The sequence below is a fragment of the Faecalicatena fissicatena genome, from assembly GCF_016900595.1.
Classification (GTDB): Bacteria; Bacillota; Clostridia; order Lachnospirales; family Lachnospiraceae; genus Claveliimonas; species Claveliimonas intestinigallinarum.
Genome location: NZ_JACLYY010000006.1, coordinates 170,451 through 193,235 on the forward strand (window position 1 = coordinate 170,451; position 22,785 = coordinate 193,235).

At 55.0% G+C, this 22,785-nt stretch carries 25 protein-coding genes and 2 riboswitches; of the genes, 22 read left to right on the top strand and 3 right to left on the bottom strand.

What is annotated here, in order from left to right; genetic code table 11:
- Positions 1-9: 9 nt before the first annotated feature.
- Together ilvN and H7U36_RS08110 are read left to right on the top strand one after the other, a co-directional pair.
- Positions 10-519: an acetolactate synthase small subunit gene (gene ilvN, locus H7U36_RS08105; protein ID WP_033126610.1), complete on the top strand. Its 510-nt coding sequence runs from the start codon at positions 10-12 to the stop codon at positions 517-519.
- Between the two features lie 156 nt (positions 520-675).
- Complete coding sequence (locus H7U36_RS08110) at positions 676-1,701, top strand: branched-chain amino acid aminotransferase (RefSeq protein ID WP_205148815.1); 1,026 nt, start codon at positions 676-678, stop codon at positions 1,699-1,701.
- A gap of 125 nt (positions 1,702-1,826) precedes the next feature.
- Here H7U36_RS08110 and H7U36_RS08115 read toward each other — a convergent pair whose 3' ends face one another.
- Both H7U36_RS08115 and H7U36_RS08120 read right to left on the bottom strand, forming a co-directional pair.
- On the bottom strand, positions 1,827-2,672 hold the full coding sequence (locus H7U36_RS08115) for a DUF2705 family protein (protein ID WP_205148816.1): 846 nt from the start codon (positions 2,670-2,672) through the stop codon (positions 1,827-1,829).
- The gene (locus tag H7U36_RS08120) at positions 2,666-3,406 is read right to left on the bottom strand and encodes an ABC transporter ATP-binding protein (protein ID WP_243425779.1); all 741 of its coding nucleotides are present in this window, start codon (positions 3,404-3,406) and stop codon (positions 2,666-2,668) included. The genes H7U36_RS08115 and H7U36_RS08120 overlap by 7 nt, the downstream gene beginning before the upstream one ends.
- A gap of 197 nt (positions 3,407-3,603) precedes the next feature.
- On the opposite strand from H7U36_RS08120, the gene H7U36_RS08125 reads away from it, so the two are divergent.
- The 18 genes from H7U36_RS08125 (at position 3,604) to H7U36_RS08210 (ending at position 19,912) form a co-directional block, all read left to right on the top strand.
- Positions 3,604-4,071, top strand: a complete 468-nt coding sequence (locus H7U36_RS08125) for a hypothetical protein (RefSeq protein WP_033126606.1) — start codon at positions 3,604-3,606, stop codon at positions 4,069-4,071.
- A gap of 74 nt (positions 4,072-4,145) precedes the next feature.
- Positions 4,146-4,277, top strand: a riboswitch (molybdenum cofactor riboswitch).
- Between the two features lie 44 nt (positions 4,278-4,321).
- A complete protein-coding gene (locus H7U36_RS08130; RefSeq protein ID WP_205148817.1) occupies positions 4,322-4,801 on the top strand; it encodes a 4Fe-4S dicluster domain-containing protein in 480 nt (159 codons plus the stop codon).
- A complete protein-coding gene (locus H7U36_RS08135; RefSeq protein ID WP_191428178.1) occupies positions 4,798-6,600 on the top strand; it encodes an aldehyde ferredoxin oxidoreductase family protein in 1,803 nt (600 codons plus the stop codon). The genes H7U36_RS08130 and H7U36_RS08135 overlap by 4 nt, the downstream gene beginning before the upstream one ends.
- A gap of 51 nt (positions 6,601-6,651) precedes the next feature.
- On the top strand, positions 6,652-6,927 hold the full coding sequence (locus H7U36_RS08140) for a MoaD family protein (RefSeq protein ID WP_191428179.1): 276 nt from the start codon (positions 6,652-6,654) through the stop codon (positions 6,925-6,927).
- A 20-nt stretch (positions 6,928-6,947) separates the two neighbouring features.
- A complete protein-coding gene (gene nuoE, locus H7U36_RS08145) occupies positions 6,948-7,421 on the top strand; it encodes an NADH-quinone oxidoreductase subunit NuoE (RefSeq protein WP_191428180.1) in 474 nt (157 codons plus the stop codon).
- Position 7,422: 1 nt separating this feature from the next.
- Complete coding sequence (locus H7U36_RS08150) at positions 7,423-9,225, top strand: NADH-ubiquinone oxidoreductase-F iron-sulfur binding region domain-containing protein (protein ID WP_205155991.1); 1,803 nt, start codon at positions 7,423-7,425, stop codon at positions 9,223-9,225.
- Positions 9,222-9,968, top strand: coding sequence for a 2Fe-2S iron-sulfur cluster-binding protein (locus H7U36_RS08155; protein WP_205155992.1), 747 nt, complete (start codon positions 9,222-9,224; stop codon positions 9,966-9,968). Before H7U36_RS08150 ends, H7U36_RS08155 begins: the two co-directional genes overlap by 4 nt.
- Positions 9,969-10,029: 61 nt before the next feature.
- Complete coding sequence (gene moaA / locus H7U36_RS08160; RefSeq protein WP_191494008.1) at positions 10,030-11,007, top strand: GTP 3',8-cyclase MoaA; 978 nt, start codon at positions 10,030-10,032, stop codon at positions 11,005-11,007.
- 71 nt (positions 11,008-11,078) lie between these two features.
- Positions 11,079-11,200, top strand: a riboswitch (molybdenum cofactor riboswitch).
- 97 nt (positions 11,201-11,297) lie between these two features.
- Positions 11,298-12,200 (top strand): ABC transporter substrate-binding protein, encoded by a 903-nt coding sequence (locus tag H7U36_RS08165; RefSeq protein ID WP_191494009.1) that lies wholly within the window; start codon positions 11,298-11,300, stop codon positions 12,198-12,200.
- A gap of 19 nt (positions 12,201-12,219) precedes the next feature.
- Positions 12,220-12,903 carry an ABC transporter permease gene (locus H7U36_RS08170; protein WP_191428185.1) on the top strand — a complete coding sequence of 228 codons (684 nt, stop codon included), beginning with the start codon at positions 12,220-12,222 and terminating at the stop codon, positions 12,901-12,903.
- Positions 12,890-13,561 (top strand): ATP-binding cassette domain-containing protein, encoded by a 672-nt coding sequence (locus H7U36_RS08175; protein ID WP_081958080.1) that lies wholly within the window; start codon positions 12,890-12,892, stop codon positions 13,559-13,561. The genes H7U36_RS08170 and H7U36_RS08175 overlap by 14 nt, the downstream gene beginning before the upstream one ends.
- A complete protein-coding gene (locus tag H7U36_RS08180) occupies positions 13,515-14,723 on the top strand; it encodes a molybdopterin molybdotransferase MoeA (RefSeq protein ID WP_330637066.1) in 1,209 nt (402 codons plus the stop codon). Before H7U36_RS08175 ends, H7U36_RS08180 begins: the two co-directional genes overlap by 47 nt.
- A gap of 20 nt (positions 14,724-14,743) precedes the next feature.
- Positions 14,744-16,651 carry a molybdopterin biosynthesis protein gene (locus H7U36_RS08185; protein ID WP_205155993.1) on the top strand — a complete coding sequence of 636 codons (1,908 nt, stop codon included), beginning with the start codon at positions 14,744-14,746 and terminating at the stop codon, positions 16,649-16,651.
- Positions 16,652-16,691: 40 nt separating this feature from the next.
- Entirely contained in the window at positions 16,692-17,417 is a 726-nt protein-coding gene (locus H7U36_RS08190) for a HesA/MoeB/ThiF family protein (protein WP_191428189.1), read from the top strand.
- Between the two features lie 10 nt (positions 17,418-17,427).
- Positions 17,428-18,363 (top strand): MOSC domain-containing protein, encoded by a 936-nt coding sequence (locus H7U36_RS08195; protein ID WP_191428190.1) that lies wholly within the window; start codon positions 17,428-17,430, stop codon positions 18,361-18,363.
- 330 nt (positions 18,364-18,693) lie between these two features.
- A complete protein-coding gene (locus H7U36_RS08200) occupies positions 18,694-18,987 on the top strand; it encodes a hypothetical protein (RefSeq protein WP_191428191.1) in 294 nt (97 codons plus the stop codon).
- A 284-nt stretch (positions 18,988-19,271) separates the two neighbouring features.
- A complete protein-coding gene (locus tag H7U36_RS08205; protein ID WP_191428192.1) occupies positions 19,272-19,475 on the top strand; it encodes a type II toxin-antitoxin system RelB family anti-toxin in 204 nt (67 codons plus the stop codon).
- A complete protein-coding gene (locus H7U36_RS08210) occupies positions 19,472-19,912 on the top strand; it encodes a hypothetical protein (protein WP_191428193.1) in 441 nt (146 codons plus the stop codon). Before H7U36_RS08205 ends, H7U36_RS08210 begins: the two co-directional genes overlap by 4 nt.
- Here H7U36_RS08210 and H7U36_RS08215 read toward each other — a convergent pair.
- Positions 19,881-20,798 (bottom strand): RluA family pseudouridine synthase, encoded by a 918-nt coding sequence (locus H7U36_RS08215; protein WP_205148826.1) that lies wholly within the window; start codon positions 20,796-20,798, stop codon positions 19,881-19,883. The two genes, H7U36_RS08210 and H7U36_RS08215, sit on opposite strands and share 32 nt — an antisense overlap.
- A 217-nt stretch (positions 20,799-21,015) precedes the next feature.
- Between H7U36_RS08215 and hrcA the strand changes: the two genes are divergently transcribed.
- On the top strand, positions 21,016-22,059 hold the full coding sequence (hrcA, locus tag H7U36_RS08220) for a heat-inducible transcriptional repressor HrcA (RefSeq protein ID WP_033126589.1): 1,044 nt from the start codon (positions 21,016-21,018) through the stop codon (positions 22,057-22,059).
- A gap of 74 nt (positions 22,060-22,133) precedes the next feature.
- A complete protein-coding gene (gene grpE / locus H7U36_RS08225) occupies positions 22,134-22,766 on the top strand; it encodes a nucleotide exchange factor GrpE (protein ID WP_205148836.1) in 633 nt (210 codons plus the stop codon).
- Positions 22,767-22,785: the final 19 nt, after the last annotated feature.

A 22,785-nucleotide genomic window follows, 5' to 3' on the forward strand; every position in this document is an offset into this window, starting at 1 on the left:
AAGAGTAGAATGAGCAACGGAATGAAAAAAAGATGGATATCCCTTTACGTGGAGAACCAGGTAGGTGTTCTCTCGAAAATCTCAGGACTTTTCTCCGGAAAGTCCTACAACCTGGACAGCCTGACTGTGGGGACTACAGAGGATCCCACAGTGTCCAGAATGACCATCGCCACGGTCAGCGACGACGAGACCTTTGAGCAGATCAAAAAACAGCTCAACCGTCTGGTGGAGGTGATCAAGGTCATTGACTTTACAGACATTTTCGTGCGGATGAAGGAGATCCTGTACGTGAAAGTGAAAAACTGCAGCGCTGAGGATAAGGTGGAGGCCTTCCAGATCGCGGAGACCTTCAAGGCAAAGGTCATCGACTACGGGAAGGACAGCCTGCTCCTGGAGTTTGTGCAGACAGCCACCAAGAATGACGCCGTGATCAAGCTCATGAAGGAGGAGTTCAGGAGCATTGAGGTGGTGCGGGGAGGAAGCGTCGGCATCGAGTCCATCAGCATGATGGAGAGGTAGCATTTTCCGGGGTGTCCGGAGCCCGCAGAGCGGACTCTGAAATTGATTGCAAAAAAACAGAGCGCACTCTTGAATTTTGTTAATGACCGTACTATAATGAGAAAAGATCAAGAAGATAACCATTGACCAATAAAATACAGAACGGGGGAATTATCCATGGAAAAAAAGAATATCGACTGGTCTAATCTCGGATTTGCCTACATGCAGACCGATAAGAGATACGTTTCCAACTACAAGGATGGAGCCTGGGATGAAGGTACACTGACATCCGACGCGAATATTGTGCTCAACGAATGTGCCTGCGTCCTCCAGTATGCGCAGACATGCTTTGAGGGACTGAAGGCTTACACAACGGAGGACGGACATATCGTTACTTTCCGCCCGGATCTGAACGCACAGAGGATGGCATCCTCCGCAAAGAGGCTGGAGATGCCGGTATTTCCGGAGGATCGCTTTGTTGAGGCTGTCCACAAGGTAGTGGAGGCAAATGCAGCCTATGTTCCGCCCTACGGATCAGGCGCTACCTTATACATCCGTCCCTACATGTTCGGTTCCAACTCTGTCATTGGCGTAAAGCCGGCAGAGGAGTATCAGTTCCGCGTGTTCACCACACCGGTAGGACCCTACTTCAAAGGCGGCGCAAAGCCCATCACCATCCGTGTATGTGACTACGACAGAGCAGCTCCCCACGGAACAGGCCATGTAAAGGCCGGCCTGAACTATGCCATGAGCCTGTACGCTATTGTTGACGCTCACGAGAAGGGCTTTGACGAGAACATGTATCTTGACTCAGCCACAAGGACCAAGGTGGAGGAGACCGGCGGAGCCAACTTCCTCTTCGTGACAAAGGACAACACAGTTGTCACACCAAAGTCTCCCACAATCCTGCCTTCTATCACAAGACGTTCACTCCTCTATGTGGCAGAGCACTACCTTGGACTGAAGACAGAGGAGAGGGAGGTCTATATGGACGAGGTCAAGGATTTTGCGGAGTGCGGTCTGTGCGGCACAGCGGCAGTTATCTCACCGGTTGGAAAGATCGTGGACCACGACAAGGAGATCTGCTTCCCCAGCGGTATGGAGAAGATGGGACCGACCATCCAGAAGCTGTACGACACACTGACAGGCATCCAGATGGGCCACATCGAGGCTCCGGAGGGATGGATCCACAAGATCTGCTAAGATTTGCTGACAGGAGACTTTCCGCAAAAGTATGCAGGCATAAAAAGCAATACAGAAGACAAAAAAGACACTGTGAGGACGCAAGTCCTTTGCAGTGTCTTTTCGTTTGGCTATTTGATGTCCTGTTATTTGATATCCCGCTTCCGGAAGCTGCCGGCTCCCACCAGGGCGGGCACGAGGAGGAAGCAGATGCCCACCAGGGCAGACCGCAAGAGAGTGCTCCTGTCCGGGTTCTGGGTCAGGGCAGTCATGCACATATCCGGCAGGTAGTCGGACAGAGTGACCGACCTGTCAAGAAAATGATGGATGAGCATCTCTCCCAGGGTGACCACAAGGGAGGTGAATTCCAGGAAGCAGATGTTGGCAGCCAGGGAGCCCCCGTTCTGGCGGATCAGGATGCTGAACATGACAAAGATGGACACGTAGGAGGCGCCAAGCAGCAGCTCCAGGACTCCTCTTTGCAGAAGCTGGGGCACAAAGGAGCCGGACACATCCCCGAAGCCCCACAGAGCCGTGGCGGTGAGGGTGGCGGCCAGGACAAACACCAGGGTGAAGAGGACGGAGGCCAGGATGCCCACAAGCAGCTTGGACAGATAGATCTTCAGCCGGCTGTAATTTCGCGATGCGATGATCTTGACGGTGCCGTTGTTGAACTCGCTCCCCACAAAGAGGGAGATGAGGACAGCCATCAGGAGCGTAGTGTTGCCCGCGAAGAAGGTCAGCATCTGGCTGGAGGCGCTGAGCTCATTGTGCCCTGTGGGAATTCCCTCCACAGACACATTCATGCCCGCGTCGTCCAGGGCGGCCTGCTCCTGGGTGAGCTGGGCCTCCATGGAGTCTCCGGCCAGCTTGTAGGTGAAGTCCAGCAGGCAGACAGTGCCGACGGCCAGCAGGATGTTGATGACCAGCAGGACCCAGAAATATTTTGCCTTTCTCAGCTTGAATAGATCACTTCTTATTAAATTTAACATGCCTGTTTACCTCCAATCTTGCTTAAAAAGTAGTCCTCCAGGTCGATCTCCTGGCGGCCGTCTCGCGCGCACCTGCGCCACAGATCCTCCTCCGTGAACTCCTCGATCAGCTTTCCGTGGTGGATGATGCCGTACCGGGTGGCGAATTTGGACAGCTCGCCCAGGATGTGGCTGGACACGAGGACTGTGATGCCTCTCTCCTGGTTCAGCTTCAGGATCAGGTCCCGAACCTCCTTCATGCCCTCCGGGTCCAGGCCGTTGGTGGGCTCATCCAGGATGAGGAGCTTTGGGTCTCCGATGAGAGCGATGGCGATGGCTAGGCGCTGCTTCATGCCAAGGGAGAAGTTTCTGCACTTTTTCTTTCCCGTATGGTCCAGTCCCACCAGCTCCAGGAGCTCCTCCACATGGGAGAAGTCGCGAAGCCCCTGGAGTCTGGAGAAGGCGATGATGTTCTCCCGGGCCGTCATGCCGGGGTAGAAGGCCGGCGCCTCTATGACTGTGCCGATCCTGCGGCGCCCCTCCAGGAGACTGCCGCTCCCGAAGAGCTGGATGCTGCCGTCGCTGGGGGCGGCAAGGCCGGTCACCATGCGGATGAGAGTTGTCTTTCCGGCTCCGTTTTTTCCGATAAACCCGTAGATATCCCCCTGGTGTATAGTCATGGACAGGTTTTCCACGACAGCCCGGTGACCGTAGCGCTTCGTCAGATGATTTGTCTTTAAGATCACTTGTTCCATTTGTGTGCCTCCTTCTTTTGGGTTGCATTTGTGTATTATTAATGTAGTACAATAATATAATAAGACAGATGAAATGTCAAGCATGTCTTGCCTTTTTTTTCGTATGCAGTTAAACTTAGTTCTGGATAAAGACGGCTCTGTAGAGGGCAGGCCGCCGCTAATTTAGATGGAGTTATGAAGAGGAGTGGAGTGAAAGCATGAGCAGAGAGTGCAGCGGCAGGGTAGATGCCCTATATATATTCGAGGAGAAAGGGAAACCAGGAAGGAGGATAAGAACCGCAGAAATCGTGGAAGGGAAAGGTGTCAGAGGAGATTTCCACTTTGAAGATGTGGATGCTCCAGTGAGCATAGCTGCGGTCAGCGCTGGAGAATGGATGTTGCGACAGAGCGTGCAGGGACTGTGCTTCAGACGTTTTAAGGCCAATATGTGGATTGATATTCCCAAGGACGAACTGGGAACGATCAAAAAAGGGATGCAACTGGTATGTAAGGGAATAGTTCTTGAGATCAAAAAAGGGAAGGGAAGATGCTTTGCAGAATGTGAGAGAGTGAAGCGGGGCCTGCCCTGTCTGCTCCGGGAAGGGTGCTGGTATGCCGTGAGTGTATCAGGTGGGAGCATTTGCGAGGGTGAGCGAGTAAAAATACGTCAAAAAAATAACGAATAGAACTATAAATTGTTAGAAAAAAAGAAATAAAATATAGAATAATCAGGTGATTTGTATTATAATGAATAAAAGAAACATGATATAAACTCCGAGTCCAGTGCTTCCGACGTGTGCGTGCCGATTTGTTTACGGGAAGGCGGGACCAATGGGTAGTCTTGGGAACGAGGCTGCCTGCCTGATTGCGAAGGAGCCATTATTATATCGGAAGATATGATAATGGATTTTTTTATGTAAAGGAGGTTAGAACGGAATGGGAAAACAATTAATGATCAAGCCTGAAAAATGTATCGGATGCAGAACCTGTGAACTGGTCTGTTCGTTTGGTCATGACCAGGCGTTCAATCCGAGAAATTCCAATGTGACAGTCATGGCATACGAAGAAGCAGCCGTCAATATTCCTGTCATGTGCCTGCAGTGTGAAGACCCCTGCTGTCTGGAGGTCTGTCCGGTAGGAGCGATCAGCAGGAATGAGATCGGCGCGGTTGTCATGGACCATGCGAAATGTATCGGCTGTAAGATGTGTATGAACGCCTGTCCGCTTGGCAATATCAGTTTTAACAAAGAGAAAAAACAGGTACATAAGTGCGATCTGTGCGGCGGGGAACCCAAATGCGCAAAATTCTGCCCGACCGGAGCGATCACATTTGAGGACCCGGATGAAGGAATGGACAGAAAACGTGCTGTGGCCGACCGTTTTAAAGACGTATTCGGAGAGGAGGCAAAGGCATGATGAACGGATATATGGGAACGATCATTCGCGTGGATCTTTCTGAGGGAACGATAAAAAAGGAGCCGCTCAATATGGAGGCTGCAAAGGATTTTGTGGGAGCCAGAGGCCTGGGAACCAAGTATTTCTGTGATGAGGTGGATCCGAAGATCGATCCTCTTGGGCCGGACAACAATCTCATCTTTATGACGGGACCTCTGACCGGAACGGCGGCGGCCTGCAGCGGACGGTTTGAAGTGGTGGCAAAAGCGCCGCTTACCGGCACCATCGGAGCGGCAAATTCCGGCGGACATTTCGGACCGGAGCTGAAGTATGCCGGATATGACGGGATCATTTTTGAGGGCGTGAGCGACCACCCGGTGTATCTCTATATCAATGACGATGAGGTGGAGTTGCGGGATGCCTCTGAACTGTGGGGCAAGACCGTCTATGAGACCACGGATGAGCTGAACCGGATCTGCGGCCAGTCCTTCCGGGTATCCTGCATCGGCCCTACCGGAGAAAATCTCTGCCTGTACGCCGGCGTGATGAACGACAAGCACCGGGCGGCAGGCCGGGGCGGCCTGGGCGCTGTGATGGGGAGCAAAAAACTCAAGGCGGTGGCTGTGAAGGGCACGAAATCTATCTATGTGGCCAGGCCGGAGAAGTTCATGGAGGCCATCGAGAACGCAAGGACAGTGCTGAAAGCCCACCCGGTTACAGGCACAGGGCTGGCGGCCTACGGGACAGAGATCCTGGTCAATATCATCAATGAGAGCGGCGGACTTCCGCTTCGCAACGGCCGGGACGGCGCCGTCTATGACAAGGCGGACAACATTTCCGGTGAGACGCTGACAGAGAAATACCTGATCCGGAACAAGGGATGCTTCGGCTGCTGTATCGGCTGCGGCCGCGTAGTGGATATTCCGAGCGGTCCCTTCAAGTCCAGAGGCGAGGGACCGGAGTACGAGGCGGGATGGTCCTTTGGAGCGGACTGCGGCATTGATGATCTGGAGGCGGTCTGCAAAGCAAACTTTATCTGCAATGAATACGGATTCGACCCCATCACGCTGGGAGCGACCATCGCCTGCGCCATGGAGCTCTTCGAGGCAGGTTATATGACCGAGGAGGATACGGGAGGCATCCCGGTGCGCTTCGGGGATGCCGCGACCATGGTGAAGCTGGCGGAGATGACAGGAAAGAACGAGGGATTCGGAAAGCAGCTTGCCAGGGGTTCCTACCGGCTGGCGGAAAAATACGGGCATCCGGAACTGTCCATGTCTGTAAAGAAACAGGAGATGCCGGCCTATGACGGCCGTGCGCTGCAGGGCATCGGACTGGAATACGCTACGTCCAACCGGGGCGGCTGCCATGTGCGCGGATACATGACTTCCCCGGAGGTCCTCGGGCTTCCGGTCAAGATGGATCCCCTGGTAACGGAAGGGAAGGCTTCCATGCTGAAGACATTCCAGGATCTGACGGCGCTGATCGACTCTGCGGGCGTGTGCCTGTTCACCTCCTTTGCCCTCGGTCTGCCGGAGATCGCGGCGCAGTACAGGGAGGCAGTGGGCAGCGATGAGAGCGACGCGGATATTCTCCTGAAGGGGGAGAGGGTCTGGAACCTGGAGAAGAAATTCAACATCGCGGCCGGCGTGGAAAAGGACACCCTTCCGCCCAGGCTTTTGAGAGAGCAGCTGCCGGACGGCCCGGCGCAGGGAAAAGTCAACGAACTGCACACCATGCTCCAGGAGTACTATCAGGTGAGGGGCTGGGATACAGAAGGCACGCCCACACCTGAGAAAGACAGGGAGCTGGGATTATAGAGATCACATGTGAGGCGGGCGGCCTGGCGGCTGCCTGCCGGGAGAAGAAAGATGACAGTGAAATTTTTTGCCTACCTCAGGGAGTATACAAAATGTAAGATCGTGGACTTTCCGTATCAGGAGGATGTCCGGAAACTGACTCTGGCTCTGAGCGAGACTTACGGGGACAGGCTGAGGGAAAAGCTGCTGACCCCGGACGGGACAGAACTGGGAGAGGAGATCATCATCCTGGTGAACGGAAGACATGTGGAGCATCTTGGAGGGATCGACACGAAGCTGTCTCCGACAGACGTTGTATCCATCTTCCCTGTGGTGGCTGGCGGTTAAGGATAAGGTGGTGAAACAGGATGGAAGTATCCGAAAAGCGGATTGAAGAGATCATACATTCTTACCAGCCGGACAGGAGATACGCGCTCGCGATCCTGCAGGATATGCAGCGGGAATTCCAGTATGTGCCAAGGGAGGGCATGGAGGCGCTGGCGGAGGAACTACAGTGTCCGGTGTCTTCCCTCTACGCCATGGCTACATTCTACAAGGCGCTGAGTCTCGTGCCGAAGGGCAGGCACATTATCAAGTGCTGTGACGGTACGGCCTGCCATATCAGGGGTGCGTCGACCCTGATCGACGGGATCAGAAGAGAGCTGGATATCGGGCCCGGGGAGACCACGCAGGACGGCATGTTTTCCCTGGAGACGGTGAACTGCCTGGGATCCTGTGCTCTGGCGCCGGTCCTGGTTGTGGACGACGTCTATTATGGAAAGGTTACCCTGGAAAAATTAAAGGAAATTATTCAGGGAGTGAGGGAAGGCGGTGCTGAGTAATATGAAGAAACAGATATTGATCTGCTGCGGCACCGGGTGCCGGGCAAACGGCAGTATGAACGTGGTAGATGCCTTCCGCAGTGAAATAGAAAAAAGCGGCGCAGACGCCGATGTGATCCCGCAGATCAAGACGACGGGATGCAACGGCTTCTGCGAAAACGGTCCGATCGTGAAGATCATGCCGGATAATCTGGTCTACTATAAAGTAAAACCAAAAGATGTGCCGGAAATCCTGGAGAAGAGTGTGCTGGAAGACCAGGAGATCCCAAGGCTCATGTATAAAGATAATGAGGGAAACCGGGTCCGCTCCCAGGAGGAAAATCCCTTCTACGCACATCAGCAGAAACTGGCTCTCCGCCATATCGGAAAGATCGATCCGGAGAATATTGAGGATTACCTGGAACTGGGCGGTTATGAGGCCTTGCGAAAAGCCCTGCAGATGACGCCGGACGAAGTGATCGCGGAAGTGGAAGAGTCCGGGCTCCGGGGACGGGGCGGCGCCGGATTCCCTGCCGGAAGGAAGTGGCGCACAGCGGCTTCCTATGATAACTTCCCCAAGTATGTGGCCTGCAACGGCGACGAGGGAGACCCGGGCGCATTCATGGACCGGTCGATCCTGGAAGGCGATCCCCATGCGGTGATCGAGGGCCTGGCCATCGCGGCCATTGCCATTGGGGCGGAAGAAGGCTTTTTCTATATCCGCGATGAATATGACCTGGCAGTGAAGCATGTGAAAAAAGCGCTGGAAGACGCAGAAGCGCGGGGGATCATCGGGAAATCCGTCATGGGTTCGTCAAAGAGACTGCATTTGTCGGTAGTCCGCGGAGGAGGAGCCTTTGTCTGCGGAGAATCCACGGCTCTCATGGCATCTGTCGAGGGAAGGGTAGGAGAACCCCGGGCAAAGTATATCCGCTCTGTCCAGAAAGGGCTCTGGAACCAGCCCACAGTTTTGAACAATGTGGAGACGCTTGCCAACATCCCGCTGATCATCCGGGACGGAGGGAAGAAATTTGCCGAAATCGGTACAGAGACGAGCACGGGGACCAAGGTATTTGCCCTGGTGGGAAAGGTGAAAAGGACCGGCCTTGTGGAAGTGCCCATGGGAACATCGCTCCGGCATCTGATCTTTGATATCGGCGGCGGGATCATCGGGGACCGGCCCTTTAAGGCGGTCCAGACAGGCGGTCCTTCCGGCGGCTGCATTCCGGAGAGCATGCTGGATCTGAAGGTGGATTTTGATTCTCTGGCAAAGTACGGCGCCATGATGGGATCCGGCGGCATGATCGTTATGGATGACAGGAGCTGTATGGTGGAAGTGGCCAGGTATTATACAAACTTCCTCTGTGAGGAGAGCTGCGGCAAGTGTACGCCCTGCAGGGAGGGCCTGCGGCGGATGCTGGAGATCCTGACGGATATCTGCGAGGGCAGAGGAAGAGAAGGAGACATTGAACTGCTGGAGCGGATCGGCCACGCTGTGCAGGACGCGTCGTTGTGCAGTCTTGGCAAGAGCGCGCCCAACCCGATCCTCACGACGATCAAGTATTTCCGGGATGAGTATGAAGCCCATATCCGGGAAAAGAGATGTCCAGCAGGCGTCTGCAAGAATCTGACCCGGTTTGAGATCGATGAGGCGAAGTGCATCGGCTGCGATATGTGCGCAAAGGGATGTCCGGCCGGAGCCATCAGTGGAGAAAAGAAGATGCCGCACAGGATCGATCCCTCAAAATGTATTTCCTGCGGAAGCTGCAGAGAGGCCTGCAGGTTTGACGCGGTAAAAGCAGTGGGAAGGGGGCAGGAAGCATGATAGAGATTACCATTAACGGAAAAAAATGCACCTGCGAAAAAGGCGAGTTCCTGCTGGATGTGGCAAGAAGGAATGGTTTTTACATCCCGACACTGTGCCATCATCCCGCGATCTCCGGACAGGCCTGCTGCAGGGTGTGTCTGGTGGAAGTCGTGGAAAAGGGCAGGAGCAAGATCGTAGTGTCCTGCGTGTATCCGGTGGAGCGGCCGTGTGAAGTCTATACCGACAGCGAGCGTGTCAAAGAAGACCGGGCCGTGGTGCTCATGCTCCTGAAGGAGAGAGCGCCGGAAAGCGGCGTGATCGACGCGCTGTGCAAAGCTTACGGCGCGGCGGACGGTAGCCGGTTCGCACAGATTGACGGGGAGAAATGCATTATGTGCGGTCTCTGCGCGGGGGCCTGTGCAAAGCTGGGGACGGGAGCCATCTCCACCGTGCTTCGGGGTACTGCAAAGAAGATCTCCACGCCCTATGATGAACCCTCCAAAGACTGTGTGGGCTGCTTAAGCTGCGCATCGATCTGTCCGACTGGCGCCATTTCCTACAGGGATGACGGACAGACGAGGGAAGTGTGGGGGCGGACCTTTGAGATCGTCCACTGCCGCGAGTGCGGCGCACCTGTAGGCACCAGGGAGGAGATGGAACTTGCAGCCGGAAGGGCGGGAGAAGAGCCAGAGGAACTTTGTCCTACATGCAGAAAGAAAAAGATGACAGATACCATGGCGCACACCTACGGAATCGTGTAAAATAGAGGTAGTGATTGAATAAGGGCAATGATTTGCGAGAGCCAGAAAGAGGGATACCGGCATGAAAGACCAGTACGGAAGACAGATCAATTACATGAGGGTATCGGTCACGGACCGCTGCAACCTGCGCTGCATATACTGCATGCCTGAGGGTGGGATCGAGCAGGTGTCCCATCAGGATATCCTGACTTACGACGAGATCGTCAGGATCGTGCGCGCGGCGGCAGCAGCCGGGATCACCAGGATCAAACTGACAGGGGGGGAACCCCTTGTCAGAAAGAACCTGGCGGGGCTTGCCGCCGCTGTGAAAGCGGTCTCCGGGATCAGGGAAGTGACGGTCACGACAAACGGCGTCCTCTTAAAAGAGCAGGTCCATGACCTTGTGGGGGCGGGCGTGGATGCAGTCAACATCAGCCTGGACACCCTGGATCCCGCCATGTACGCGTCTGTGGCAAGGAGGGACTGTCTGGCAGCAGCGCTGGAGGGGCTGGAGGCAGCCGCAGCCTGCCCGGGGCTGAAAGTAAAGATCAACTGCGTCCCCCTCAAGGGGATAAACGAGAATCAGTGGATCGGCCTGGCAGGGATCGCAAAAGACAGGCCGATCGACGTCCGGTTCATCGAGATGATGCCGGTGGGGCTCGGCAGGGATTTCCGCGGCAGCTCCCAGGAAGATGTGCTGGAGCGTCTGCGGGAGGCATTCGGGCCGGAGAGGCCGTGCAGCGGTCACTTCGGGAACGGCCCGGCGCAGTATGTCTCCTTTGCCGGATTTGAAGGAAAGATCGGGTTTATCAGCGCCATCTCCCACAAATTCTGTTCCGGATGCAACCGGATCCGCCTGACGGCGGAAGGTTTTCTGAAGCCGTGCCTGCAGTATGCAGACGGAGAGGATGTGAGAGCTCTTGTGCGGGGCGGCGCATCGGACAGGGAACTTCTCCAGGCTGTGGAGAAGGCGATTTACCGCAAGCCGGCCTGCCACCATTTTGAAGCGGGCGATTCATCGGAATTTGAACATAAGGATATGTTCAGGATCGGTGGGTAGGAGCCAAACAGCAACGGAGAGGAGGGACAAGGATCCGGCGGCAGTCTGATGGCAATATATACAATTTCATATAGTTTGCAGGAATTCGAGCCTGTCAGCCTAAAGCCGGTACAGACCATGGGGGCAGGCCAACGGGTATCTCCTGAAAAGAAGATGCCTTCCGCGTTTGAAAAGAATATCCGCAAAAAGAACAGGTTCCTTTTGTGTGGTCTTCTTTTTCAGAGGCCATTTTTCTTTTGAAAAAATGGCGCAAATTTTAGAGACAGCTGACTGAAAAGGAGGAGATTTTTATGAAGAAGTTGACAGCAGCTTTTCTTGTGACAGTAATGTGTATCGGTCTGACAGCCTGCGGCGGACAGTCGGAGGAGCCGGCGGAAAGCGAAGAGGCGGACGCTGCGGCTGAGGAGCAGACAGAGGAGGCGGCGCCGGAAGACAAGGGTACGCTTATGATGGCGACCACCACCAGCACAGAGGACACCGGGCTTCTGGATTATCTGCAGCCCCTGTTCAAGGAGGATACAGGCTGGGATCTGGAGTGGACGGCTGTCGGAACCGGTGAGGCGCTTGCCATGGGTGAGAGCGGGGATGTGGACGTTGTCCTGGTCCATGCCAAATCCAGCGAGGAGGAATTTGTGGCAGAGGGATACGGTGTCGAGAGATTTCCGGTTATGTACAATGATTTTATCGTGGTAGGCCCCTCTTCGCCGATCGAGAAGACAGATGACATCAACGCGGTGTTTACGCAGATCATAAACGATCAGCTGCCGTTTGTCTCCAGGGGCGACGACTCCGGCACAGACAAGAAAGAGAAAGGAATCTGGGAAGAGCTGGGGCTTGACCCGACGACAGACCCCAACTATGTGGAATCCGGACAGGGCATGGGAGCGACCATCACCATGGCGGACGAGCAGCAGGCGTACTGCCTGACAGACCGCGGCACATGGCTGAAGCAGAGCCAGGATGCAACCCTTGACTATCAGCTGGATATCGTCTGTGAGGGCAATGACAGCCTGCTGAACCAGTACGGCGTGATCGCTGTCAACCCGGAGAAATATCCGGAGGTCAACAATGAGGGCGCAAATGACTTTATCGAGTGGATCTGCTCGGATGAAGTGCAGAAACTGATCGGCGAATACGGGGTTGAGGAGTATGGACAGGCCCTGTTTACACCGAACGCAGGGACAGACGCATAGAGCAGGGAGGAAGTGAAGAATGCTGGAGTGGCTGAAAAGCGTTGTTTCGGACCCGGATATACTGAGCGCAGTGAGAGTGACGTTTACAATGGCAGTCTGCTCCACCGGGATCGCTTCCGTACTGGGGATCACCTTCGGTCTTATGCTGGAACGGTTCCGGTTTCCGGGAAAGAAGATCGTGATCCGGCTCAACCGTACGCTCATGGGCTCACCGCCTGTGGTGGTCGGGTTGATCGTATATCTGTTACTGATGCGAAGAGGACCTCTTGGTCCTCTGTCGCTGTTGTTTACGATACAGGGGATGGTGATTGCCCAGACGCTGATCATCACCCCTATCATCTGCGGCATGATCTACTCGTACCTCAGAAGATCAGCCCCTTCCATCCGTGAGTTTGCGGTGACTATGGGAGCAACAAGGTGGCAGACGACCGGGCTCATTATCCGGGAGCTGAGAAGAGAAATCTATTTTTGCATGGTGACCGGGTTCGGTCGCTCCATTAGTGAGGTAGGGGCTGTCATGCTCGTGGGAGGTAACATCAGAGGCCGGACCCGGACCATGACGACAACGATTTCCCTTCTGAAAAGCCAGGGAATCTTTACAGAAGGTGTGGCGTTGGGCATATTGCTTCTTGTAATGGCTTTTATCCTTCAGTGGATTTGCGACATATTGCAGAGAGAGGAAAGTGAAAATGAAAATTACTGACCTGGAAAAGAAAATTGGAAATTTCTGCCTTCAGATCGATCATCTTGATATAGAACCAGGTCGGATACATGGAATCATCGGACCAAATGGCTGCGGGAAAACAGTCCTTCTTAAGATTTTGGCGGGCATCTATACACCTGACAGTGGCATTATTGATTACGAAGGGATTGGCTTTCGGGAAATCACCATGCTGTCTCAGCGACCTTACCTGATGGACGCATCTGTGTACAAAAACCTCATCTATCCTTTGCAGATACGGCATATCCATCCTGATGAGAATAAGACAGATGAACTCCTTAGGAAGGCGGGGCTTCTGGGGCAGAAGAGGCAGTACGCCAGATCTCTGTCCAGCGGGGAGAGACAGAAGCTCTCATTTCTGAGGGCTGTGATCTTCCAGCCGAAACTGGTCATGATCGATGAGACATTTTCTAATTTAGATACGGAGAGTGAGACTCTTTTTATAGAGATGATCAGGGAAATACAGAAAAAGGAGCCTATCACCTGGATTATTGTGAGCCACCAGCTGGAAGCAGTGCATCAGCTATGTGAGACCATTCATTACATGGAAAAAGGAAGCGTGATAAAAAATGAAACTATTGCAGGTAGATACCGTGGCTCAGGCCAGAGAGAAATTGAAAAAGGCCATACAGGGGCTTGAAGTGAAAGTGCAGGAGCTTCCTGTGGAAGATGCCCTCGGAAAAGTAATGGCGGAGGATGTGCATGCAGAGGAGGATGTGCCTGGATTTGATCGGTCAACGGTAGATGGCTATGCTGTGAGGAGCGCCGATACATCTGGTGCATCGGAAAACCTTCCCACAATCCTGCAGGTTACCGGGGAAGTGGAGATGGGCTGTGCACCAACGCACGGCATCGGGCCGGGAGAATGTATGTATATTCCAACTGGCGGCATGCTTCCCCCGGGTGCTGATGCCGTTGTCATGGTGGAATACTGCGAACTTTTTTCAGATATGGAGATAGCAGTGTATGCATCCGTGCCTTCCGGCGGAAATATTGTCTACAGAGGTGACGACCTGCACTCCGGCAGGGTAGCCCTTGCGAAAGGGACTGTTCTGAGGCCCCAGGAAATCGGACTTTTGGCGGCACTGGGAAAACAGAGGGTCCAGGTTGTAAAGCCCTGGGAGATTACCATCATCTCCACAGGAGATGAACTGATACCGCCTGGTGGGGAAATGAACCCTGGAAAGGTGCGGGATATCAATACGTACGCCCTGCAGGCGGTTGCGAAAAAGACCGGACTAGAGGTCTGCGGCTGCCATGTACTGAAAGACGAGAGGGATCTGCTGAAAGAAACGATATGGGAAGCAATGAGGGAAAGTGATATCGTAGCGGTGTCTGGGGGGAGTTCCAAGGGGCGTAAAGATGAGACGGCATCCGTGATCGGCGAACTTGCAGATGGGGAACTTCTAACCCAGGGACTTGCCCTTAAGCCAGGAAAACCCACAATCCTGGGGTACGATGCGTCGACGGAGACAATCCTTCTGGGACTTCCGGGTCATCCTTCTGCGGCTATGATCGTGTTTCAGCTTTTGATCGGCTGGCTTTGGGAAGACAGAAGCGGTCAGAAAAAGTCCTGGCCGATTCCTGCGGAACTGACAGTGAATATCCCTGCAGCACCGGGGCGGGCTGTCTGTCAGACGGTCCAGCTTGTAAGAGATGAAGATGGCAGGAGAAAGGCAGTGCCTGTGTTTGGAAGATCAGGTTTGATAAGCATCCTGACAAAAGCGGATGGATATATCATGATCCCGGAAAATCAGGAAGGCTTGAAAAAGGGAGAGACAGTGGACGTATTCCTGATTTAGAAGGAGGACGGAGCAGACATATGGAAAAAAGGAATTTGTATCTGCACACCACGCCGGTGGATGAAGCAAAAGAACTATATAATAAAGAAATTAAGAAGTGTGTGTCGGTTCGAAAAGAGGAGGTACCTGTGCAGGACAGCCTGGGACGGATTACAGCGGAGGCGGTTCACGCCGTCTTGTGTTCGCCGCTTTTCAATGCGTCTGCAATGGACGGAATTATGGTGAACGCAGCACGCACGGCAGGAGCCAGCGAGGAGCATCCCCTCACGCTGAAGAGAGGGAAGGATTTTAAGGTGGTGGATACTGGGGATCCGGTCCGGGAGCCCTATAATGCAGTCATCATGGCAGAAGATCTTCTGGGGGTAGACGAGGATACGGTTCAGATTATTGCTGCGGTCTCACCTTGGAGTCATATCCGCCCGATTGGGGAGGATATTGTGGCCGGTGAAATGCTCCTGCCGGGACATCACAGGATCAGGCCGGTGGATATCGGCGTCCTGCTGGGAGGAGGGATCTGCCATGTGCAGGTGACCGCCCGGCCAAGGGTGGGGATCATACCGACAGGGACAGAGATGATCCCGCCGGGGCAGGAGCCGGGGGAGGGACAGATCATTGACTCCAATTCCGGCATGTTCGCCGCACTTGTGCAGCAGTATGGCGGGGTGCCGGATGTAAGCCCGATCGTAGAGGACGACTATGAGAAGATCCTGGCGGCAGTGAGACGGGCGGTGGCAGACAATGACATGGTGATCGTCAACGCCGGCTCCAGCGCCGGCACAGAGGATTACACCGTCCATGTCCTGCGGAAACTGGGGACGGTCCTCATCCACGGCGTTGCCATCAAGCCGGGGAAACCAGTGATCCTGGCGGTCGTGGACAACAAACCGGTGATCGGCCTTCCGGGTTACCCGGTGTCGGCGTATATTGATTTTGAGACGTTTGTGAAGCCTGTCATGGAGCTCTTTACCGGCGCGGCACCGGAAGACCATCCGGTGGAGGAGGCGGTGGTCTCCAGGCGCCTTGTCTCTTCGCTGAAGCACAGGGAATATGTGCGGGTAAAACTGGGTGAAGTGGACGGCAGGCTGATCGCCTCCCCCCTCGTAAGAGGCGCGGCGGCAGCCACCAGCCTGGTCAGGGCGGACGGCGTGTGCGTGATCGGCCAAAATCTGGAGGGGTACGAAGCGGGAGAAAAGGTGCCGGTTGAATTGTGGCGGTCCCGGGAGGAGATCCGGCATACTATCGTCTCTATAGGGAGCCACGACATGATCATGGATTTCCTGGCGGATCTTCTGCCGGATCTGTCGCCTGGCGTACACCTGTCCAGCACCCATGTGGGAAGTATGGCAGGGCTGATGGCGCTGAAGCGGGGCGAGGCCCACATCGCGCCTACCCACCTCCTGGACGAGGAGACCGGCGTTTACAACACCGCCTATCTGCGCCGGATCTTTCCGGACAGGGAGATGGCTCTCATTAAAGGCGTGACCCGGATCCAGGGATTGATGGTGAAGAAAGGAAACCCGGCGGATATCCGGAGTATCCGCGACCTTCTGCGCTGCCGGTATGCCAACCGGCAGAGGGGGGCAGGCACCCGGGTGCTTTTGGACCATCTGCTGAAAAAAGAGGGGATCCGCCCGGAGCAGATCGACGGGTACGAGTTGGAGGCGGCGACTCATATGGCGGCCGCGGCGCTTGTGAAAGAGAGCGGTGTGGATGCTGCCATGGGAATCTATGCAGCGGCAAAGGCGATGGATCTGGATTTTATCGAGGTGGGGGAAGAGGAATATGATTTCGCCATTGAGAGGAAAAATCTGGCACTGCCCTTTATCCGGGATTTCATCCGGGCCCTGCAGTCAGAGCAGTTCCGCGCAAGAGTGCGGGAGGCCGGCGGGTATGGCACGGAGGGCATCGGGGAGATCATCCGTGTATAGAGGCAGAGGAGGGCTGTATCAGGAATGGAGGAGGATGTGTATGGACGGGAGATATGACAGGCAGATCCTGATGCCGCAGATCGGAAAAGAGGGGCAGAGGAAACTGGAGCAGTCTGTGGTGACTGTGATCGGCTGCGGGGGCCTTGGCTCACCTGTCCTGACTTATCTTGCGCAGGCCGGCGTGGGGACCATCCGGGTGGTGGACGGGGACACCGTCTCTGTATCCAATCTGAACCGGCAGTTCCTACACGGGGAGAGTGATATCGGGAGGCGGAAAGCAGATTCGGCGGCAGAGAAGCTGGCACGGATCAACCCGCATGTCCGCGTGGATGCGCACGCCTGCTATCTGACAGAGGAGAATGCAGGCCGGATACTGGCCGGATCGGATGTGGTGGCAGACTGCGTGGATCTGCTTGACGCCAGGCTCCTTGCCGGCAGAGCCTGCCTTTCCGGGGATATCCCTCTTGTGGAGGCCGGCATAGAGGGCTTTTACGGGTATGTGCTTGATATTTCCAGAAGGACGGCCTGCCTGGAGTGCCTTGGATATCACCGGAGAAAAAGCCCTTCGCCGATCCCGGCCCTCGGGGCTGTGGCCGGCGTGATCGGCTGCCTGCAGGCGGCGGAAGTGCTCAAGATCCTTCTTGGGAGGAGGGAGCTGCTTCTTGGGACGATGCTGCAGTACGACGGGCTGCGCTGCGAATTTGACAAAATAGAGATTGAAAAGGATCCCCGGTGCAGGGCGCATCGGTCCTGCGGGGAAGAGTAGGAGGGGTACGATGGGAACACTGCTTGGCATCTGCATCAGCGAAAAGAGAGGTACGAAGAAGGGGGAAGTGGAAGAGGCGGTCCTGAAGGAAAACTGGGGCATCGAGGGCGACGCCCACGCCGGGGACTGGCACCGCCAGGTGAGCCTTCTGTCCTTTGAGAAGATCGAGGATTTCCGGGCGAGAGGCGCCCGGGTGGACTTTGGCGCTTTCGGGGAAAATCTGATCGTGGAAGGGTTTGACCTCCGCCGCCTTCCGGTGGGCACCCGCTTTCACATAGGGGAGGCTGTCCTGGAGCTGACCCAGATCGGGAAGGAGTGCCACAGCCACTGTGAGATCTACAAAACGATGGGCGACTGCATCATGCCGCGGGAGGGTGTATTTACAGAAGTGGTGAAAGGCGGGCGCATCCGCAGGGGGGACGCGGTGGACGTGGAGCCGCCGGCCCCGGACCGGCCTTTCACGGCAGCAGTCATCACCCTGAGCGACAAGGGGGCCAAAGGGGAGCGGGAGGACAAAAGCGGCCCGAAGATCTGCGAACTGGCGAGGGAGGCCGGCTACGAGGTGAAAGAGACGCTGCTCCTCTCGGACGGCACCGAGCCCTTAAAGAGCCAGCTCATCCGCCTGGCGGACCAGCGGCAGATGGATGTGATCTTCACCACCGGCGGCACCGGATTTTCAGAGAGGGACTTAACGCCGGAGGCAACGACCGCCGTCTGTGACCGGATGGCAAACGGGATCGCGGACGCCATCCGCAATTACTCCATGACCATCACGCCCCGGGCCATGTTCAGCCGGGCCGTGTCCGGCATCCGGGGGAAGACGCTGATCATCAATCTGCCGGGAAGTCCTAAGGCGGTGGAGGAGGCGCTGGAATTCCTCCTGCCCCATCTGGAGCACGGCCTGGGGATCCTGCGGGGAACGGCCGGGGAGTGCGGCAGAAAGTGACAGTATATCTTTGAAAATGTATATTGAAACGGGAAAATGCATATGCTATAATGCCTTTAGGCAGAAAAGATATAATCATTCAATAGCAGTACGGACGAACACCCCGGAGAAGGCAGTCTCCGGGGTGTGTTTTGTTCCGTTTTTTTGATGGTGGACCAGTCCATAGGCCAGTTACCGGTTATTCGTCACTGTCTAACCATTTGATGATGTAGTGGCAAGCTACACCAGCCATGACAGTGAATAAAAAAGAAAATTTTCTTGCCATTGCACGGCGAAAAGCGTACACTGAATGTTAGAGTGAAAGCCCCGGGAGGGCAGGAGGAAGAGAAAATGAAGATTTACGACACAGTAAAAAAAGAGGATGTTGAGATCAGCGATTACAGGGATCTCATCAAGATCATGCAGGACGGACGCCAGGTAGACCTCTACCTGAAGGAGAAGAAATCCGACGAGGACGGCTACATGTCATGGGATGTGGAGCACTGGTCCAGCGTGGCGCCGAAGCGGTTTATCCGCTGCTATTCCCTGGAGGGGCGGGTCCTCGGCGAGTCCACGGGCCACAACATCTACGACCTGGAGAACGAGTTCAAACCGGCGGAGGCCGCGAAGATCGAGCTCAGCTAGAAGAGAACTGCTGGAAGAGAACTACCGGAAGAGAACAATTCCAGATCATAGGACAGAGAAGGTTTCGGAGAACGGGAAAAGCTCCGAAATCTTTTTTTGTTGAATAGGAAATTTTGTTCCCTGTCCAATAAAATACTCCGCAGACGGAACTCTTTGTTTTTGGAGGTGTTCAGGCCGTTCAATTTTGACAAAAATGGAAAGCGGACTTGACATTTTTCTGCCTGTTTGCTATAATCAGAATAAGAAATGGAAAGTAAACTTTCCAAAACTGGGAGTGATCACATATGAAAAACCGCCTGGAGGAACTGCGGAAGGAGCGGGGCATCCGGCAGGAGGAGCTGGCTGCCAGCCTGGAGGTGTCGCGGCAGACCATAGGTTCCCTGGAGAACGGAAGATATAATCCGTCCATCCTGCTGGCCTTCAAGATTGCCAGATACTTTGGCCTGGCGATCGAGGATATTTTTATCTATGAGGAGGAGTCGAAATGAGTGAAAGTGAAAGAAAGAAGCGGAACAGAAGATACGCCCTTGCCTGCACAGTCGTCGGCATGATCGTGCTGCTGGGAGGGCTTCTGGCTTACGGGCTGGGGGCAACGGAGCTGCTTCCGGTGCCCCGGCCGGAGCTGGTGGCGGCGGGCACCACGCTGATCGGCACTGTCCTGCTCGCAACCGGCGCCTGTGAGCTGTTTGTGAAAAAGACAAAAGAACTGGAGATCGAGGAGCGGGACGAGCGGAACGTGGCTCTCTCCAACGCGGCCATGGCCGCCGGATTTAAGGTCATGTCCATGGCGGTGGCCCTGTGCATCGCGGCCCTCCTCTTTACGGGCTGCGTGGCTGCGCTCCCCGGCCTTGTCCTGACAGGGGCCTATTTCGTCGGCCAGGCAGCTTTCATCATCACCCTTGTGAAGCTGGAGAGGACGATGTGACCCGGAGGACCCTTTTCATATCCTCCGGAAGGGGCGCTGTAAATTCCATGGGTTCCCCGGTCATGGGGTGGGGAAAGGACAGACGGTGGGAGTGGAGCGCCTGTCGGCTGATGTACTTCATATCCGGGTTGTAGAGGTAGTCGCCGATGAGGGGATAGCCCAGGTACTGCATGTGGACCCGGATCTGGTGGGTGCGGCCCGTCTCCAGCTTCAGGCGTACCAGGCTGTGGGGGCCGCAGAGGCCTATGGTCTCGTAGTGGGTGACAGCCTCCTCCCCGTGTTCAAAATCCACCTTCCGCTCCACGATGGATGTGCCGCTGCGGGCCAGAGGGGCGCGGACCGTGCCGGCGGGGGGCGTCACATGGCCGGAGACGATGGCCAGGTACTCCCGGCCCAGCGTCTTGTCCGCCGTCATGGCGGAGAGGATCCCGGCGCTCACCAGATGCTTGGCCACCACCGTGAGGCCGGATGTATCCCGGTCCAGCCGGTTGGAGCAGCGGAAGATGAAGGGCTTTCCCTGCTCTTTGTAGTACCAGGCCAGGGCGTTCGCCATGGTGTTGGTGTAGTTGTTGACAGAGGGGTGGATGGGCATGCCGGCGGGCTTGTTGACGACGATGATGTCCCCGTCCTCGTACACGATGTCCAGCGGCAGAGGGACGGGAGGGATCTTTTCGGAGACGCCTGTCTCGCGAATGCCCACTCTCAGCAGATCCCCCTCCCGGAGGGGCTGGTTCATATAGCGCGGCGCGCCGTTCACAAGGATGCTCTCGGGCATCCTTTTTATGGCGGAGAGGTTCTGACGGGAGTAGCCCTTCCTCCTTAGAAACTGTTCCACGCGGAGCCCATCCGCCTCTTTTCCTATTATATAATCAATGATCCTGTCCATGTCTTATCCGGCCTTTCCGCTGTGAAGAGGGGGGATGCCCCGCTTTGCTTTACGGCCATTATAGCAGAGAAAAATCAAATTTTCACAAATTTCGCATAAACTGTAAAAAATTTATAAATCCTGTTGACAAATAAAAACCATAGTGATACATTAGTAACCGTAGAGATTAGCACTCGTACCAAATGAGTGCTAACAATACAAAAAGGAGGCAGTAAGGATGCAGGCCAAAGATGGACTGGGTGAAAGAAAACTGAAAATCCTTCATGCGATCATCCAGAACTATCTGGAAACAGGTGAGCCCGTGGGCTCCAGGACCATTTCCAAATACACGGACCTGAATTTGAGTTCTGCGACGATCCGCAATGAGATGGCGGATCTGGAAGAGCTGGGATATATCCTGCAGCCCCATACATCAGCGGGAAGGATCCCTTCCGACAAGGGATACCGCTTATATGTGGATATGCTGATGGAGGAGAAGGAACAGGAGCTAAATGAGATGCAGGAGCAGATGCTGGATAAGGCAGACAAGATGGATCAGCTCCTGAAGCAGGCCGCAAGAGTGCTGGCGGCAAACACCAACTACGCGACCATGGTTTCTACTCCCATGAACAGCGCCAACAAGCTGAAGTTCATTCAGCTCTCCCAGGTGGATGATGAGCAGATCATCGCGGTGATCGTGCTTGGAGGAAACGTCATAAAGAACAAGATCATCAATGTAGATGAGCCGCTTGGCAATGAAAATCTCCTGAAGCTGAACATGCTGCTCAACACAACGCTGAACGGTATGTCCATTGAGGAGATCAACCTGGGACTGATAGCAAGGCTGAAGGAGCAGGCGGGCATCCACAGCGCGGTGATCAGCGATGTGCTCGACGCGGTGGCGGACGCTATCCAGGTAGACGAGGATATGCAGATCTACACAAGCGGAGCCACGAATATTTTCAAATATCCGGAGCTCAGTGACAAGAAGAGCGCACAGGAGATCATCAGTGCCTTTGAGGAGAAGCAGCAGCTCACGGAGCTGGTCACGCAGACCCTTTCCCAGGAGGACAACACAGGCATCCAGGTGTATATCGGAGACGAGACGCCGGTGCAGACCATGAAGGACTGCAGTGTCGTCACCGCAACCTATGAATTGGGGGACGGCATGAAGGGAACGATAGGAATTATCGGACCGAAGCGGATGGATTACGAGCATGTACTGAAATCGCTGAAGCACCTGCAGGGCGAGCTGGATGCGATTTTCCATAATAAAGAATAAGAAAGGTGGATGGACCCTTGGAAGAAAATAAAAATAATCAGGAAGAAGTAAAACAGGAAAAAAGCCAGGAAGAGATGGTTAAAGAGGCTGTAGAGGAGGCTAAGAAGACCGCCTCTGCCAAGGAGGAGCCGGGCGACGGCGAGATCCCCGTTGAGGACGGAGACAAGGAAGATAAAGCCGGGGCAGAGGGCCAGGAGGAGCCTGAAGAGGAGGCCTCCCCCGAGGAAGGAAAGACCGAGGGGAAGAAGCTCTTTGGCAGAAAGAAGAAAGACAAAAAAGACGAGAAGATCGAGGAGCTTACAGATAAGCTCACAAGACAGATGGCTGAGTTTGATAACTTCCGCAAGCGCACGGAGAGGGAGAAATCCCAGATGTACGAGGTTGGTGCGAAAGATATCATAGAAAAGATCCTCCCCATCGTGGACAGCTTCGAGAGAGGCCTGGACGCGGTCAAAGAGGAGGAGAGGGAGCACCCCTTCATGCAGGGCATGGATAAGGTGTACAAACAGATGATGACCACACTGAAGGAGATCGGCGTGACGCCGATCGAGGCGGTGGGCAAGGAGTTCGATCCCGCCTTCCACAACGCAGTGATGCATGTGGAGGATGAGAGCTTAGGCGAAAATATAGTAGCCGAGGAATTCCAGAAGGGCTACATGTACCGTGACAGTGTCGTGAGGCACAGCATGGTGAAGGTGGCCAACTAAAGAGCTAACAATCAAAAAT